This window comes from Granulicatella sp. 20925_1_28 (assembly GCF_041433575.1).
In the GTDB taxonomy this organism is placed as follows: domain Bacteria; phylum Bacillota; class Bacilli; order Lactobacillales; family Aerococcaceae; genus Granulicatella.
Window position 1 is genome coordinate 122845 of record NZ_JAPWBS010000001.1, and the last position, 17761, is coordinate 140605.

Here is a 17761-nt window from a genome sequence, read left to right on the forward strand (position 1 = left end):
TTACTTGAACACCGTTAATTTAAACTCAGGGTTTTGTTTTTCGTAAGCTAAGTGTTTTTCATCTAGCTCTTGGATAAACTCTACGTTGTATTCAGTGTTTTCATCCACAAGGCGGCGGGCTTCTACCTTGTCACTAGCTTCAATATATAAAGCTTCTGTGTTCTCACGACGTGGAGCTTCCGTTTTAGTTGGTTGGTAAGTAATTTTAAAAATCATGTATGTACTCCTTTAAATTTTTTTCATAATGTTTCTATCATATTTTATCATAGAATGCTTATTTTTTCATAATCTTAAAGGCTGATAAGTGCCTCTTTTTCCAATTTTAAGAGTAATTCTTTTGGATTTGAAAGGGGTTTAGCGTTCACATCAGATTTCTCTTCACCAAATTTGAAATAAATGGTGTTCCAATCTCTGTTTCTAGCACCTTCAATATCATTTGTAAGGTCGTCCCCAATCATCCAGAAGTCATTTCTTCTCACATCTGGAAAGAGTCGTTCTACACTCATAAAGGCTTCTGCTTGTGGTTTTGGAACACCCGTTGTTTCTGAAATGAAGATTCTAGAAGAGTCAAACCATTTTTCTAATCCAAGTGATGTAATTTTTTTCGACTGATGGCTCGTAGGACCATTTGTTAGAAGAACGAGAGTAGATCGGTTTGTTACTTTGTAAAAAAAGTCATACCATTCTTTATCTAATTCGATGTGATCCATCACATATTGATAGGTTTCCTTAAAATGAATAACTGATTCTTTTGAAGAATCCAGTCCAAGAGCCGAAAGTGTGCCTTCAACTCGTGATAAGTGGTTTTCTTCTAATGTGATTTGTCCGTTTGTAAACAACTCAAAAGCAATCTCGCTTTTTTCTTGGTAGACCTTGTACACATCGATATCCGTTGTAAATGTTGGATAGCATTGCTTTAAGGCGGTCAAGAAGACTTGTTGTTTTGAGTAAAGTGTATCATCTAAATCGAATACCAAAATGGGTGTCTTATTCGCCAATGACAACCGCTCCTTTAGGGATATACATTGGTTGTGTTTTATTGATGTGGTCATAGAACATCACACCGTTTAAATGGTCAATTTCATGTTGAACAACGATGGCTTCGTAGTCTGTTAATGTACGAACGAATTCATCACCATTCACATCTTGATATTTTACTGTTACGCGTTCTGAACGAAGGACAATTCCAGGCACGTCACGTTCAACTGAAAGGCAGCCTTCGCCTTCTTTAAGGCAGGCTTTTTTCACTGATTCACGCATAATACGAGGATTAATCCATACTTCGTTTAAGATTGGTTCTTCGTCTTCAAAACCTGGAACGAGAAGAGCAATCATTTGAATAGATTTCCCAAGTTGTGGTGCTGCAAGACCGACACCAGCGCGCAATTCATATTTTTCTGCGATTTCTGGATTTTGGCTATTGTGTAAGAATTCTAGCATTTCTTTAGCTAATTCTTGTTGTTCTTCAGTTAGTGGGAAAGTAAGCTTTTCAGCACGTTTTCTGAGTGCTGGATGTCCCTCTAACACGATATCTTTCATTGTAATCATGGGTAACTCCTTTATTGGTTCTTAAATCTGTTTCTAAGTATACCATTTTTCGCCCTAGAAACCAATCAGGGCCTTTGTTTTTGTAATTTTTTCATAAGGAAAAAGAGAATACTATAAATGACCTTGAACTTCTGTTACAATAGAAAAGAAATACGTGTAAAGGAATGGATAAAATGCTTTTTTGGAAGAAAAAATCAAAACCACAAGAAACAACAGAATCTGTTTCAATTGATCGAGAGAATATCCCACAACATATTGCTGTTATTATGGACGGTAATGGTCGTTGGGCTAAGAAACGCAATCTTCCTAGAATTGCGGGGCATAAAGAAGGCATGAGTACGGTTAAACGAATCGCAATTGCTGCCGATGAATTAGGGGTAAAAGCGATGACCTTATATGCGTTTAGTACTGAAAACTGGAAACGTCCGACAGAAGAAGTAAGCTTTTTAATGAAACTACCAGGAGATTTCTTTGGTACGTTTATGCCGGAACTTCAAGAAAGAAATATGAAAATCCAACTGATTGGATTTATTGATGAATTACCAGAATCTACAAAACAAGTAGTGCTAAAAGCCGTTGAAGATACAAAAGACAACACAGGTATGGTGTTAACATTTGCGTTAAACTACGGCTCACGTGCTGAAATTATCGAAGCGACGAAAGCTCTAGCAAACGAGGTTAAATCTGGAGAAATCTCAGTGGAAGATATTAACGATGAAGTTTTTGCTAGCAAATTACAAACAAGTTTCCTTGGAAACTTACAAGATCCAGATTTAATGATTCGTACAAGTGGAGAAGTGCGTTTAAGTAATTTTTTATTATGGCAATTAGCATATAGTGAATATTACTTTACGGATATTTTCTGGCCAGACTTTTCAGAAGAAGATTTACATAAAGCCATTCTGACGTACCAAGGAAGACATCGTCGTTATGGAGGGCTTGCATAGATGAAACAACGTGTCATTACCGCACTTATTGCTTTAGGTATATTCTTGCCAATTCTTTTTGTAGGCGACCTTTGGCTTAGAACACTTTTAGCAATGTTGGCGATTGTTGCGATTTATGAATTCTTCCAAATGAAGAAAATGAATATTTTCTCTATTGAAGGAGCTTTAACATTACTGGCAACATTATCATTTTTATTCTCACAGAAGCCATTAGTGGCCCTGCCAAGAGGAATTGATTATTTCTTCTTTTATTTCTTAGTCGTAATGCTACTGATGACATTAACTGTATATAAGAGTGAACGCTTTTCTTTTGAAGATGCGGCATTTTGCTCGCTCATTTCTTTATACGTTGGTGGTGGATTCTCTGGGATTCTGTTTGTTAGAAGTATTAGTTTTGGAATGGCGATTTTTGTCTTCTTAGTTATTTGGGGGACAGATTCATTCGCGTATTTAGCTGGACGCAGATTTGGAAAACATAAATTAGCTCCGGATATTAGCCCAAATAAAACAATTGAAGGTTCTATTGGCGGAGTTATCGGTTCTGTATTATTAGGATTATTGGTAGTTCCATTTTATAATCCAGTTCAATTTTCAGTATTTGAATTTGTGCTCTTAATGGTTTGCTTATCCATTTTTGGACAATTAGGTGATTTAGTAGAGTCGGCATACAAGCGACAATTTAACGTAAAAGATTCTGGAAACTTATTCCCAGGGCATGGAGGAGTATTGGACCGTTTCGATTCAACATTCTTTGCTATGTTAATGTTCCAGATTGTATTTAAATTCTTTGGGGATATTTAAAAGAGGTGAAATAATTGCAAGGATTAATAGCATTTTTATTCGTATTTAGCATCATCGTGATTATTCATGAATTTGGTCATTACTATTTTGCAAAAAAAGCAGGTATCTTAGTTCGCGAATTTGCGATAGGGATGGGACCGAAAATCTTCCAAGTTCGTAAGGGAGAAACAGTATATACGCTTCGCTTATTACCAATTGGTGGATATGTTCGTATGGCTGGTCATGATGAAGATGAACAAGAAATCAAACCCGGGATGATGATTACTATCGTCCTAGATAGTGAAAATATTGTTCAAAAATTAAATTTTGACGATAAACTCATTATCGAGAATTCTGTACCTTTCCAAATCGAAGATGCAGACTTACATAAGGATATGACATTAACTGGTTACTTCATTAATTCAGAAGAAAAAGTGACACTAACAGTTTCGAAGACAGCAACAATTGTTGAATCTGATGGAACAGAAGTAGTCGTTGCGCCAGTGGAGCGTCAGTTCAATTCAGCAACATTGTGGAATAGAATAAAAACAAACGCTGCTGGTCCGATGAACAACTTCATTTTATCCATTTTAGTATTTATCATTGTTGGTTTCATGCAAGGTGGAGTTCCATCTAATGATGCGGTTATCGGTCAAGTAACGGATGATTCTGCAGCCTTTGTTGCAGGTCTTAAAGAGGGGGATAAAGTCCTGTCCATTGATGGAGTTGAAATTCATTCCTGGGATGAAATGACAAAAATTGTCCGTTCAAGTGCGGATAAAGCTCTATCTGTTTCGATTGAACGTAATGGTAAAACAGAGGAAGTCCAAGTAACACCAAAAGCAGTAGAAGCATCAGATGGTTCAAAGATAGGGCAATTTGGAGTCACAAGAGTTCTTAAAAATGATATTTTATCAATTCTTGCTTATGGTTTTACTCAAACAATCTCTGTCGTTGTTCTAGTTCTTTCTGCGTTAGGTTCACTCTTTACACGAGGATTTAATTTGAATCAACTCGGGGGACCCGTTGCTATTTATTCGATGACTTCGCAAGTTGCTAAAAATGGATTCCTTGATTTGTTAGCATTTATGGGGATGATTAGTGCCAACCTTGGTGTAATGAACCTTTTACCGATTCCAGCATTAGACGGTGGAAAATTAGTTCTGAATGTTATCGAAGGAATTCGTAAGAAACCACTCGATCCTGAAAAAGAAGGGTATTTAACGATTGCGGGAGCAATTTTCCTCTTTGCGTTAATGCTTCTTGTGACATGGAACGATATTATGAAATTATTTAATTAAACAAGAGAGTGTCTCTACGAAGGTGGAGCACTCTTCTTATGTAATAAAAAAGGAGGAAACCATGAGTCAATCACAAAAAGATTTAATGAAAAAAGTGATCGAGCAATTTAATATTGCAGACACAAGTATTTTTTCTCCAGAATTTGATGAAGCAAAACTAGTTCGAATTGACATTTCAAAGTTGGATAAAACATGGACTTTTCACATCCATAATCCAGTCATCTTTATGTATGAAAAGTTCAGACTATTTACGGATGCGCTCAATGACACTTACCGTCAATTCGGTGGAAAAGCTGTTATCACAACTGATGCTGGTGCTGAGGTGACAGAAGAGTTAGTTCAGTCTTATTGGGAATATGTTTTAGAGACATTAAAGGATGAATCTGCAGTTTCTCATCAAATTTTAGCGGATCAAACTCCAAAATATGAGAAAAATCAAATTCAACTGCATTGTCCAAATGAGTTAACAAAGACTCACTTAACAAATAATTGCGTGCCGAATATTCAACAAGCTTATATCGAAGCTGGATTCCCTAAATTAGGCATTCAAATCCATGTAGATGGTGAATTGCAAGATCGATTAGCTGAAGAATTTATTCAAAAAGAACAACAGATTGAGCAAGCATTTAATGAAGCTCAAAAAGCAGCGCAATTAGCAGCTGCTCAAGCTCCTCAAAGAAAATCTGGAGCGCCATCTTCTTCTAAACCAGAAGGCGTTATTTACGGCAAACCAATCAGGTCCAATAGTGAAGTTCGTGCACTTGCAGATATTTTTGAAGAAGAGCGCAATGTCGTTATCGAAGGTAAGATTTTTGATATCGAACTTCGACGCGGTAAGGCAAAAGGAAAGTTATTCGGAAATATTAAATTAACGGACTATACTTCATCCATTAGTGCGACTCTATTTCCTTCAACTCCAGAAGACGAACAAGCGCTTGAAGGGTTGAAAAAAGGGACTTGGGTGAGAGCGTTCGGTACGATTGAAGTGAATAAATTCTCTCAAGAATTAGGTATGATTATTCGCGATATGACTGCTGTAAACCACGAGGGTAGAAAAGATACAGCAGAGGGCGAAAAACGTGTCGAGCTCCATATGCATACGAATATGTCTGTAATGGATGCAACGAATTCTCCAAGCGATTTGATTAGTCAAGCTGCTAAATGGGGACATAAAGCAATTGCGATTACAGACCATGCGAACTTACAGGCTTATCCAGAAGCGCACGGAGCAGGGAAGAAAAACGGAATTAAGATTCTGTATGGTTTAGAAGGAAATATCGTTGATGATCATGTTAACGTGGCTTATAATCCACAACATATTCTCTTAGAAGACGCGACTTATGTAGTCTTTGACGTGGAGACAACAGGGCTTTCTGCGATTTATGACAGCATCATCGAGCTAGCCGCCGTTAAAATGAAAAACGGTGTCGTGGTTGACAAGTTTGAAGAATTTATCGACCCAGGACACCCATTATCTGCAACAACCATTCAGTTAACAGGAATTACTGATGAGATGGTTAGAGGTTCTAAACCAGTAGAGCAAGTATTGAAAGAGTTCCACGAGTTTTCTAAAGATTGCATCCTTGTTGCGCATAACGCAAGTTTTGATATGGGCTTCTTAAATACAGGATATGAAAATGTGGGAATTCCAAAAACAAATCAACCCGTTATAGATACTTTGGAATTGTCTCGTATGCTTCATCCACAACTGAAGTCTCATCGTTTAAATACTTTGGCGAAACGTTATAATGTTGCACTTGAACAACATCACCGTGCTGTGTATGACTCTGAAACGACAGGTTACTTATGTCATATCTTCTTAAAAGAAGCAGCGACAGAACATAATTTGTTGTATCACGATGAATTAAATACTAATATTCATCCAGAAGAAGTCTTTAAGAATGGACGTCCATTCCATGCCACGATTTTTGCAAAAGACCAAGCTGGACTAAAAGAATTGTTCAAGGTCGTATCTCAATCGAATATTGAGTATTATTACCGCGTCCCTCGTATTTTAAGAAGTATGCTTTCAAGCCGTCGTGATTCATTCTTACTAGGATCAGGATGCGCTGAAGGTGAAGTTTTCGAAGCGATGATGCAAAAAGGATATAACGAGGCTAAAGAAAAGGCTAAATTCTATGACTATATTGAAATTATGCCCAAAGCCATCTATCGTCCTTTAATCAAAAAAGAATTAATTCGTAATGAGCACCACTTAGAAGAAATCATTCAAAACTTAGTTCGCCTAGGGGAAGAATTAGGAAAACCAGTTGTAGCAACAGGGAATGTTCATTACTTAAATCCAGAAGATAAGATTTATCGTGAGATTCTTCTAACTTCATTAAACAATGGTGTTCCTCAAGAATATCCTGATGCTCATTTAAGAACAACAGACGAAATGCTGAAAGAATTTGCTTTTCTTGGAGAGGAAAAAGCTTATGAAGTGGTCGTGAAAAATTCAAACTGGGTTAGCGAACAATTGGAAGAAATTACTCCAGTTAAAGATGATTTATTTACTCCTAAAATCGAAGGCGCCGCTGACGAAATCACTAAATTAAGCTACGATAAAGCACATGAATGGTATGGAAATCCTCTACCTAAAATTGTGGATGATCGTATTAAAAAAGAGCTAAAGAGTATTATTGGAAATGGTTTTTCGGTAATTTATTTAATTGCTCAAAAACTTGTATTAAAGAGTAATCAGGACGGTTATTTGGTTGGATCACGTGGGTCGGTTGGTTCATCCTTAGTAGCTACTTTAACTGGAATTACTGAAGTGAATCCATTAGCGCCACACTATCGTTGTCCTCAATGTCAATTATCAGAATTCTTTGATGATGGATCAGTAGGCTCAGGTTTTGATTTGCCTGAAAAAAACTGTCCAAGATGTAATACGAGGATGGTTAAAGATGGACACGATATTCCGTTTGAAACCTTCCTAGGATTCTACGGAGATAAAGTTCCCGATATCGATTTGAACTTTAGTGGGGAATATCAACCACAAGCGCATAACTATACAAAAGTACTGTTCGGTGAAGATTACGTGTATCGTGCAGGAACCATCAGTACGGTAGCCGATAAGACGGCCTTTGGGTATGTAAAAGGATACGAGCGGGACTTAGGTCTAGAGTTCCGTCAAGCAGAAATTGAACGGTTAGCGAGCGGATGTACGGGAGTTAAGAGAAGTACAGGTCAGCACCCGGGTGGGATTATTGTAATCCCAGATTATATGGACGTGTATGATTTTACGCCAATTCAATACCCGGCCGATGATTTGAGTGCTGAGTGGAGAACAACCCACTTTGACTTCCACTCAATTCACGATAATGTGTTAAAACTCGATATTCTTGGACACGATGATCCGACTGTGATTCGTATGTTACAAGACTTATCAGGAATGGATCCAAAGTCGATTCCACCAGATGATCCTGAAGTAATGAAAATCTTTGGTGGTACTGAAGTGTTAGGAGTGACTCCTGAACAAATCGATTCCAATACAGGTACACTTGGGATTCCGGAATTTGGGACTAAATTCGTTCGTGGAATGTTGGAACAAACAAAACCTTCAACATTTACCGAATTGCTTCAAATTTCAGGGTTGTCACATGGTACTGACGTATATCTTGGAAACGCCGAAGAGTTGATTCGTCTTCATAATATCCCACTGGCCGACGTTATTGGTTGTCGTGACGATATCATGGTGTATCTAATTCATAAAGGCGTTGAAGAAGGGATTGCATTCAAAATCATGGAAGGAGTCCGTAAAGGGAAAGGAATTCCTGATGACTTCCAAGCGATTATGAGAGAGAATAATGTACCAGAATGGTATATTCAATCTTGCTTGAAGATTAAATATATGTTCCCGAAAGCCCATGCGGCGGCTTACGTTTTAATGGCGTTACGTGTAGCTTGGTTTAAAGTTCATAAACCATTGTTATACTACTGTGCTTATTTCTCAGTGCGTGCGCAAGATTTCGATATCGTTGCCATGTCACAAGGGAAAGAGATGATTAAGAAACGTATTAAAGAAATTCGCGAAAAAGGAATGGAAGCAAGTACGAAAGAACAAAACTTGTTAACCGTTCTCGAATTAGCCAACGAGATGGTTGAACGTGGTTTCCACTTCAAGATGGTCGACGTGGATAAATCTGAAGCAAGTAACTTTGTGATCGAAGGTGATTCACTCATTGCTCCTTTTAGAGCGATTCAAGGATTAGGGTTAAACGTAGCCAATAAGATCGTTGAAGCAAGACAAGAACAACCATTCCTATCGAAGAAAGACTTAGCAACACGTGGTAAAGTGTCTAAGACACTCATAGACTATATGACAGAAAATAAAGTCCTAGACCACTTACCAGATGAAAACCAATTATCACTATTCGATGATTTGTTCTAATATCACAATAGTTGGTATTTTAACAAAGTATATGGTATACTAACAAAGTAGAATAGTAGTTGAGAGGAGAGTGAGCGGAGACGCTCACTCTTTTTATCGACATGGACTCAAGTAGCAAGGAGGTTGAGGCTATGAGTAAAGTAACTGAGACGGTAACAGAGCTTACTAAAGAGGTCATCGAAAAAGAAGGCTTTGAGTTATTCGACTTAGAATTTGTAAAAGAAGGAAAGAATTGGTTTCTACGTTTTTACTTAGATAAACCAGGAGGAATCGATTTAGATGACTGCGCGTTTATGAGTGAAAAATTTAGTGAAATTCTTGATGCGCAAGATCCAGATCCAATTTCACAAGCTTACTTCTTAGAAGTTTCTTCACCAGGTGCAGAGCGCCCATTAAGAACCGAGGAAGAATTAAAAGCAGCCATTGGTTCATACGTACACTTATCGTTTTATCAAAACGTTGAAGGTGAGAAATTCCTTGAAGGAACTCTTCTTTCAGTCGATGAAGAAACGGTAACGTTGAAGGTACAAATCAAAACAAGAACAAAAGAATTTTCAATTGAGCGTAAGAATATTGCAAAAGCACGTCTTGCAATCAAATTCTAAGGAGTAAAGGAGTAAACACATGAGTAAAGAAATGCTTAGAGCATTAACTGTTCTCGAAGAAGAAAAAGGAATCTCTAAAGATGTTGTCATCACAGCTTTAGAAGCAGCATTAGTGTCTGCATATAAGAAAAACTACGGACAAGCTCAAAACGTAGAAGTTGAGTTTGATCAAAAGAAAGGCAACATGCATGTATATGCCGTAAAAGAAGTTGTTGAATATGTATTCGATTCAACTCTTGAAGTTAGCCTAGAAGAAGCACATGCGAAAAACAAAGCATATGAAGTTGGCGATAAAATTCGTTTTGAAGTAACACCTAAAGACTTCGGACGTATTGCTGCTCAAACAGCGAAACAAGTGATTATGCAACGTCTTCGTGATGCTGAACGTACAAACATCTACAATGAATTCATCCAATACGAAAATGAAATCATGACAGGTGTTGTTGATCGTCAAGATTTCCGTTATGTATACGTAAACCTTGGTCGTATCGTTGCTGGTATGGCAAAACAAGACCAAATTCCAACAGAAGAGTACTTACCTGATCAACGTATCAAAGTTTTAGTTTCTAAAGTAGATAACACTACTAAAGGCCCTCAAATTTTCGTAAGCCGTACTCATCCAGATTTATTAAAACGTTTATTTGAACAAGAAGTTCCTGAAATTTATGACGGTGTTGTAGAAATCGTATCTATCGCTCGTGAAGCAGGGGACCGTGCTAAAGTAGCTGTTCGTTCAAATGATGCTAACTTAGACCCAGTTGGAACTTGTGTGGGACCACGCGGACAACGTGTTCATAACATCGTTGAAGAATTAAACGGTGAAAACATGGATATCGTGGAATGGAACGAAGATCCAGCAGTTTACATCAAGAACGCATTAAACCCAGCTCAAGTGCTTAAAGTTGAATTTAATGATGATAGCAATGGTTGTATCGTTGTTGTACCAGATCACCAATTATCTCTTGCAATTGGTAAACGTGGTCAAAATGCACGTCTAGCTGCGAAATTAACAGGATACCGTATTGATATTAAATCTGAAACTGCTTATGAAGAGTATTTAGAAAACTTAGCAAATCCAGTTGTTGAAGAAACAGAAGAAACTTCTTCTGAAGAAGAATAAAATACAGGAGGTGCACGATGAAAAAGAAAAAGATTCCGATGCGCCGTTGTATCGCTTCTGGTGAAATGATGCCGAAGAAAGAGTTGGTTCGTATAGTTCGTAACGCTGAAGGTGTTGCACAAATCGACCCAACTGGTAAAGTAAACGGCCGTGGCGCTTATATTACTCTTGAACCTACATTAGTAGAGAAAGCTTGGAAAAACCGTCTATTTGAAAAACAATTAGAAATTGAAATTCCAGATGCATTTTACGAAGAACTTCTCGCTTATGTAGAACATCAAAAAGCAAGAAAAGAGTTGTTTAGTGATGGAAGAGCTCGTTAAACAAAGAGCTTTGAATTTACTTGGAATGGCAACAGCTGCTCGTAAACTTATTAGTGGTGAGGAGCAAGTTATCCAAAGTATTCAAAGACAAAAAGGAAATTTAGTGATTTGTACCAAAGATTGTAGTGCAAACACGGTTAAAAAAATCAAAAACAAATGTGAATATTATGAAATTCCTTTTGTTCAGCAATTTGAAACAGATGAATTGTCTTTAGCAATTGGCAAAAGACGTTCTATCGTTTTAGTTGATGATCGAGGGTTTACAAAGAGTCTACTGAAGATGAAGGGATTTAACGATATGAACGAATAGGAAGGTGAGACTATGTCGAAAACTCGCGTATACGAATTAGCGAAAGAATTAAACGTGGCTAGTAAAGAAATTATTGAAAAAGCAAAAGAAGTAGGTATTTCATACAATAGCCATATGTCTACTATGGAAGAAGCTGAAATCTCAAAAATTAAAGGAGCTTGGAATTCTAAGCCAGCTGCTAAACCAGCACCAAAAGCTGAGAAGAAAGAAGCAAAACTTGCTCCAAAACAAGAAGTGAAAAAAGCTGAACCTAAAAAAGAAGTAGAAAAAGGTCACGCTCCTAAGAAAGAATTTACAAAGAGAGAAGACCACAGTCCAAAACAAGGACAACACAAACAAAATCAAGAACGTAACCATTCTCAAAATCAAAGACGTCATGAACAAAACGATAAGAGAAATCAAGAACGTCCAAATCAAAAGCAACAAAATGCGAATGGTAACCGTCCTTCATTTAAGAAAGAACCAGCACGCAATGAAGCTCGTTCAAACCAACAAGGACAAGTAGAACGTCCACGTAACAATCAAAAACAAAACAACAATAACGATCGTTTCGAATCACCAAGAAACAATCGCAATAACGATAGAAGAAACCAACAACGTTTTAACGATTTTAACAATGATGGTTTTGGTAAGAAGAACCGTAACCAAAAAGGTAAAAAAGGAAATCGTCGTGAAGAACAAAAAGCGAAGCCAGCTGTTCCAGCACGTAAATTCCACGAATTACCAGAAGTATTAGTATATACAGATGGAATGACTGTTGCTGAATTAGCGAAGAAAATCAAACGTGAACCAGCAGAAATTATCAAAAAATTATTCCTATTAGGAGTAATGGCGACATTAAACCAAGGTCTATCTAAAGACGCGATTGAATTATTAGCAGCAGACTACGGTATGGATGCAGAAGAAAAAATCGAAAAAGATATTTCTGATTTAGATGTATACTTTGAAGAAGCAGTTGCTGAAAGCGAAGAAAGCACAGTACGTCCTCCAGTTGTAACAATCATGGGACACGTTGACCATGGTAAAACAACATTGCTTGACCAATTACGTAACTCTTCAGTTGTAGCGGGTGAAGCAGGTGGTATCACTCAACATATCGGTGCGTACCAAATCAAAATTGATGGCAAACCAATTACATTCTTAGATACTCCAGGACACGCGGCCTTCACAACAATGCGTGCGCGTGGAGCGGATATCACTGATATTACAGTTATCGTAGTAGCAGCCGATGACGGTGTAATGCCACAAACAATCGAAGCGATTAACCATGCGAAAGCAGCAGATGTTCCAATTATTGTTGCTGTGAACAAAATCGATAAACCAGCAGCGAACCCTGGACGTGTAATGCAAGAACTTTCTGATTTAGGACTTGTTCCTGAAGCATGGGGTGGAGACACAATTTTCGTTGAGATTTCAGCGAAATTCAACCAAAACATTGAAGAGTTATTAGAAATGATTCTTTTAGTAGCTGAAGTTCAAGAGTTGAAAGCAAATCCTAACCGTTTAGCTTTAGGTACTGTAATCGAAGCTCGTTTAGATAAAACAAAAGGACCTATCGCAACATTATTAGTTCAAGAAGGAACTCTTAAAGTTGGGGACCCAATCGTTGTTGGTAATACATTTGGACGTGTTCGTGTAATGGTGAATGACCAAGGACGTCGTGTGAAAACTGCTTTACCAGCGACTCCAGTTGAGATTACTGGTCTTAACGCTTCACCTCAAGCCGGTGACCGCTTCGTAGTATTCGAAGACGAAAAGACTGCACGTTCAGCTGGTGAAGAACGTGCGAAACGTGCCTTAATCGAACAACGTAACGCTTCAAGCCGTATTACATTAGATAACTTATTCTCTACATTAAAAGAAGGAGAATTGAAAGAAGTTAATGTCATCATCAAGGCTGACGTACAAGGTTCTGTAGAAGCATTAGCATCAAGCTTACAAAAGATTGAAGTAGAAGGCGTGCGCGTGAAGATTATCCATACAGCTGTAGGGGCAATCAATGAGAGTGATATTACTCTTGCTACTGCAAGTAACGCGATTATCATTGGATTTAACGTAAGACCTACGCCGCAAGCGAAGATTCAAGCTGAATCTGATCAAGTAGATATTCGTTTACACCGTATCATTTATAACGTAATCGATGAAATTGAAACAGCGATGAAAGGTATGTTAGATCCAGAATTCGAAGAGAAAATCACTGGTCAAGCTATCGTCCGTGAAACATACACTGTATCTAAACTTGGAACAATTGCTGGTTCATACGTATTAGAAGGTGTTGTTAAACGCTCAAGCTCAGTTCGTTTAATCCGTGCTAACATTGTTATTTACGAAGGTGAATTAGCAAGCTTGAAACGATTCAAAGACGACGCTAAAGAAGTTAAACTTGGATTCGAGTGCGGTATCATGATTGAAGGCTACAACGATATTAAAGTAGACGATATCATCGAAGCATACGAAATGGTCGAGATTAAAAGAAAATAGTGCGAGACCGACTGTTTAGCTTTGGAACACTGGAGTTAAGGAGAGGAAAATCGCAAAGATTTTACGAAGCTTAACGAAGTGGACGCCAAAGCTAGGAGGTCAAGCCGTTATATAAATAGTGCGAGAAAATTCGGGTTGAATCGAACCGTTGGACCGGAACACCGTAAGCGACTAGAATAGTCGTGCGGATGTTTCTGGAAACGCACGTCGATTCAGAATTTTCAAGCCGTTATCCAAATAGTGTGAGACCGACTGTTTAGCTTTTGCGAGAAAATTCGCTTTGAATCGACCAAATTTAAGAAGAAATTTATGATTTAACTAGAACAAAGAGGGACTGATTGCAGTGCCTCTTTCGTTGGAAAGGAGACAAAATGGCAAACTTTAGAGTTGGACGTGTGTCACAAGAAATTTTACGAGAAGTAAATGATATCCTATCTAAAAAAGTGCGTGACCCACGTGTACAAGAAATTACAATTACTGAAGTAGAAGTAACTGGTGATTTGCAAATTGCAACTATCTACTATACAACACTTCAAAAATTAGCTAGTGAACGTCAAGCGACTGAACGTGGTTTAGAAAAATCAAAAGGCTTAATCCGTCGTGAATTAGGCAAACGTCTTTCATTGTACAAGACTCCAGAATTGATTTTTAAACGTGATCAATCAGTGGATTACGGTAATCATATCGATGAGCTTTTAAAATCAATTCAAGAAGAAGACGAACAAAGATAATAATTTTAAGGGCAAAAGGACATCAAACAGAAAACAACTCTTTTGCCTTTTTAGTAAAAAATTATCATATATGATAATTTTCGTGTGTATTTAAAAAGCCAGAAGAGGTGTTTTATGATTGATGCAAATAATACATGGGTATTGTGGTCTATTATCGTTGGGATTGCGACTATCAGTATCTTTTTAGAAAATCGATATAAATGGGCTGCAAAGATTAGTGGAGCGATTATAGGTCTATTAATGGCAGCAACATTGAGTAATTTAGGCGTTATTCCAACAGATTCACCTGTATATGATCAGGTTTGGGGAGTTGTTGTGCCTTTAGCCATTCCGATGCTTTTATTCCAATGTGATTTAAAACAAATTTGGAAAGAAAGTGGTCGATTATTAGCGATTTTCTTAATCAGTTCTGTAGGAACCGTTCTTGGGGCAGTATTAGGATATTTAGCCTTGTCCAAAGCTATCCCAGTTCTAAACCATATCGCTGGAATGATGGTTGGAAGTTATATCGGTGGAGGAGTAAACTTTGTTGCTGTTTCATCAGCCTTTGATATTCCTAAAGAACTCATTTCTGCAGCTACAGTAGCTGATAACTTGTTAATGGTATTCTACTTCTTAATTTTACTGATGATTCCTTCGATTGGATTCTTTAAGAAGCATTTCAAATTTGCGTATACAGAAGGTGTCAAAGAGGAAGAAGAAAAAGCTTATGGCAAAGATACAGTTATCACTGTTCAAGATGTAGCATTTGTTTTTGCGATTTCTGTTATTATCGTAACAATTAGCTTTACTTTATCTGAAATTATTTCAGGTCTAGGGGATAACAGCTTTATCCAACTAGTATCGAATAAGTATTTAATTCTAACTACTTTAACAGTAGCTTGCTCAACGATTTTTGCAAAATACTTCAAGAAGATTAGTGGAGCAAATGAAATTGGAACATTCTTGATTTACTTATTCTTCGTAGTTATCGGAATTCCAGCTTCAATCGGAGCAATTATTGAAAAGTCACCATTGTTATTGGTGTTCTGTGCAATCATGGTTTTCGTGAATATGGCAGTGACATTTGCTGGGGCGAAAATTTTCGGATTCACAGTGGAAGAAGCCATTCTTGCTTCAAATGCGAATATTGGTGGACCAACAACAGCTGCAGCGATGGCTATTTCTAAAGGATGGCATCGTTTCGTAGCTCCTACAATGCTTGTTGGGACGCTAGGATACATTATCGGTACTTATGTTGGTATCTTTATTGGACAGATCTTAAACTAACAAAAAAGCAACTAATTCTGAAAGCCAGAATTAGTTGCTTTATTTTTATTTATTTTCTAAGTAAGTAATCGCCATTGCATCAACGCCTGTGTGGCTCATGATGATTGGTGAAGTTGTTACAATTGTGAGTGGCACATCAGGGAAGAGTTCACGCACACGAGCGATATTTCCTTCGTTAAAGTCACTTAGTCCTGCATGCATAATCCCAATTTCTTGGATGCCATTCGGAGTCGCTTTCATTTGTTCGAAAATCTCGTCATATTTCTTTTGAAGTGATTTTAAGCCACGTCCTTTTTGGATAATTTCAATCTTGCCATTAATGACTTGTAGGAATAATTTGATATTGAGTAAGTTTGAGAACATTCCCATTACTTGGCTTATGCGTCCACCTTTAATTAAGTTGTCTAAGTTTACTACAGTTAAATATAGAGTAGTACGTTTCTTAGCATCTTCAACAATTTCAAGAATTTCTTCTACTGTTTTACCTTCTTGTGCTGCCTTAGCTGCCTCTTTAACAATCATTCCCATAGATCTAGAAGTAAAGTCTGAATCGACAACAGTGACATTTGTTTCTGTGATGTCAGCTGCTTGGCGAGCGGCATCCACAGTACCGCTTATTGAACGCATCATCTGAATTGAAATCACAGAATCCCCGTTTTTGCCAAGTTCGTCGTATACTTCTACGAAACGACCGATAGAAGGTTGTGCTGTTTTTGGAAGTTCAGCACTTGCAATCATTTTTTGTTTAAATTCATCTTTAGTAATAGTAACCCCATCGATATAATTTTCATCATCGATTGAGATATTCATTGGAACGATAGAGATTTCAAATTGTTTTACTTCTTCTTCAGTTAAATCTGCTGTTGAGTCCGTTACAATATATACTCTTGACATTAAAGTCACTCCTATCAAATAAGTTTACTCACCTATAATACCATATTTTTCGCCTAAAAGCTATATTCATAATCTATGTGGAAAAGTGCGAATTATGATACAATAAATAAGCAAATGTAAAGCGTGAAAGGATGAATGGGATGGACGGAATCCTTCCGTTATGGAAAGAGAAAGGCATGACGTCGTTCGACTGTGTCTATAAGGTTAGAAAGTTATTAAAAACAAAAAAAGTCGGGCATTCTGGTACGCTGGATCCTGAAGTGAATGGAGTGTTACCAATTTGTGTTGGTAAAGCGACTAAGGTTGTTGAGAATCTTCATGAAGCCAACAAAATCTACCAGGGAGAAATTACATTAGGCTTCTCAACTGAGACAGAGGATGCACATGGAAAAGTTGTTTCAACAACACCTATCGAAACGCTGTTTTCAGTGCAAGAGATTGATGAAAAGATGCAAAATTTTATTGGAGAGATTACTCAGATTCCACCGATGTATTCTGCTGTAAAAGTGAACGGAAAACGTCTTTATGAATACGCAAGAGCAGGAGAAGAAGTGGAGCGTCCTGTTAGAAAGGCGACCATCTATGACTTCAAACGTATTTCAGAACCAGTTTATAATGGTGAAACGAAGACACAATCATGGAAGTTTGAAGTGAGTTGCAGCAAAGGGACCTATGTACGCACACTTTCTGTCGATTTAGGGAAAGCATTGGGCGTTGAGGCACATATGTCGCAATTAACCCGTGTAAAAAGTGGCCCTTTCCACTCTGATGACTGCATTACATTAGAACAACTAAACGAGCTTGCTCAAAATGATAAAGCTCAAGAAGCCTTAAAACCAGTTGATTTAGTATTTGAAGACTATCCTCGAATCGACTTAACTGAAGATGAATATACGCGTTTTAAAAATGGTGCAATTTTATCTCAAGCTGAATTTCCTCAGATTTTCGCTCCGACAGCATGTTATTTTGAAGAGGAACTTATTTCGATTTACGGTCCTCATCCTACGAAAAAAGGCTTATTAAAACCAATTAAAATGTTTTAGAAAGGAGAGAAGA

16 protein-coding genes are annotated in these 17761 nt (G+C 37.6%); 12 read left to right on the forward strand and 4 right to left on the reverse strand.

Features of this window, described 5'->3' with window-relative positions; genetic code table 11:
- From O3793_RS00535 to def, 3 genes are all read right to left on the reverse strand, one after another.
- A complete protein-coding gene (locus O3793_RS00535) occupies positions 1 to 216 on the reverse strand; it encodes a DNA-directed RNA polymerase subunit epsilon (RefSeq protein ID WP_005605573.1) in 216 nt (71 codons plus the stop codon).
- A gap of 74 nt (positions 217 to 290) precedes the next feature.
- Positions 291 to 998, reverse strand: a complete 708-nt coding sequence (locus O3793_RS00540; protein ID WP_371444795.1) for an HAD family hydrolase — start codon at positions 996 to 998, stop codon at positions 291 to 293.
- Complete coding sequence (gene def, locus O3793_RS00545; RefSeq protein WP_048712097.1) at positions 988 to 1548, reverse strand: peptide deformylase; 561 nt, start codon at positions 1546 to 1548, stop codon at positions 988 to 990. Before def ends, O3793_RS00540 begins: the two co-directional genes overlap by 11 nt.
- A gap of 173 nt (positions 1549 to 1721) precedes the next feature.
- Here def and O3793_RS00550 point away from each other — a divergent pair, with 173 nt between their 5' ends.
- The 11 genes from O3793_RS00550 (at position 1722) to O3793_RS00600 (ending at position 15811) form a co-directional block, all read left to right on the forward strand.
- Entirely contained in the window at positions 1722 to 2495 is a 774-nt protein-coding gene (locus O3793_RS00550) for an isoprenyl transferase (RefSeq protein WP_371445094.1), read from the forward strand.
- Positions 2496 to 3296 (forward strand): phosphatidate cytidylyltransferase, encoded by an 801-nt coding sequence (locus O3793_RS00555; protein WP_371444797.1) that lies wholly within the window; start codon positions 2496 to 2498, stop codon positions 3294 to 3296.
- Positions 3297 to 3310: 14 nt separating this feature from the next.
- The gene (gene rseP, locus O3793_RS00560) at positions 3311 to 4576 is read left to right on the forward strand and encodes an RIP metalloprotease RseP (RefSeq protein ID WP_371444799.1); all 1266 of its coding nucleotides are present in this window, start codon (positions 3311 to 3313) and stop codon (positions 4574 to 4576) included.
- A 61-nt stretch (positions 4577 to 4637) separates the two neighbouring features.
- Positions 4638 to 8972, forward strand: a complete 4335-nt coding sequence (locus O3793_RS00565; protein WP_371444801.1) for a PolC-type DNA polymerase III — start codon at positions 4638 to 4640, stop codon at positions 8970 to 8972.
- Positions 8973 to 9103: 131 nt separating this feature from the next.
- Complete coding sequence (rimP, locus tag O3793_RS00570) at positions 9104 to 9577, forward strand: ribosome maturation factor RimP (RefSeq protein WP_371444803.1); 474 nt, start codon at positions 9104 to 9106, stop codon at positions 9575 to 9577.
- Between the two features lie 19 nt (positions 9578 to 9596).
- Positions 9597 to 10697, forward strand: a complete 1101-nt coding sequence (gene nusA, locus O3793_RS00575) for a transcription termination factor NusA (protein ID WP_371444805.1) — start codon at positions 9597 to 9599, stop codon at positions 10695 to 10697.
- A gap of 17 nt (positions 10698 to 10714) precedes the next feature.
- The gene (gene rnpM, locus O3793_RS00580) at positions 10715 to 11020 is read left to right on the forward strand and encodes an RNase P modulator RnpM (protein ID WP_048712070.1); all 306 of its coding nucleotides are present in this window, start codon (positions 10715 to 10717) and stop codon (positions 11018 to 11020) included.
- On the forward strand, positions 11004 to 11330 hold the full coding sequence (locus tag O3793_RS00585; RefSeq protein ID WP_263089572.1) for a ribosomal L7Ae/L30e/S12e/Gadd45 family protein: 327 nt from the start codon (positions 11004 to 11006) through the stop codon (positions 11328 to 11330). The genes rnpM and O3793_RS00585 overlap by 17 nt, the downstream gene beginning before the upstream one ends.
- Before the next feature lie 12 nt (positions 11331 to 11342).
- Positions 11343 to 13811, forward strand: coding sequence for a translation initiation factor IF-2 (gene infB, locus O3793_RS00590; RefSeq protein WP_371444807.1), 2469 nt, complete (start codon positions 11343 to 11345; stop codon positions 13809 to 13811).
- Between the two features lie 371 nt (positions 13812 to 14182).
- Complete coding sequence (gene rbfA, locus O3793_RS00595; protein ID WP_371444808.1) at positions 14183 to 14542, forward strand: 30S ribosome-binding factor RbfA; 360 nt, start codon at positions 14183 to 14185, stop codon at positions 14540 to 14542.
- A 114-nt stretch (positions 14543 to 14656) separates the two neighbouring features.
- Entirely contained in the window at positions 14657 to 15811 is a 1155-nt protein-coding gene (locus tag O3793_RS00600) for a DUF819 domain-containing protein (RefSeq protein WP_371444810.1), read from the forward strand.
- 45 nt (positions 15812 to 15856) lie between these two features.
- Here the strand turns inward: O3793_RS00600 and O3793_RS00605 are convergent, their stop codons facing one another.
- The gene (locus tag O3793_RS00605) at positions 15857 to 16705 is read right to left on the reverse strand and encodes a DegV family protein (RefSeq protein WP_371444811.1); all 849 of its coding nucleotides are present in this window, start codon (positions 16703 to 16705) and stop codon (positions 15857 to 15859) included.
- Positions 16706 to 16845: 140 nt separating this feature from the next.
- On the opposite strand from O3793_RS00605, the gene truB reads away from it, so the two are divergent.
- Positions 16846 to 17748 carry a tRNA pseudouridine(55) synthase TruB gene (truB, locus tag O3793_RS00610; protein ID WP_371444813.1) on the forward strand — a complete coding sequence of 301 codons (903 nt, stop codon included), beginning with the start codon at positions 16846 to 16848 and terminating at the stop codon, positions 17746 to 17748.
- Positions 17749 to 17761: the final 13 nt, after the last annotated feature.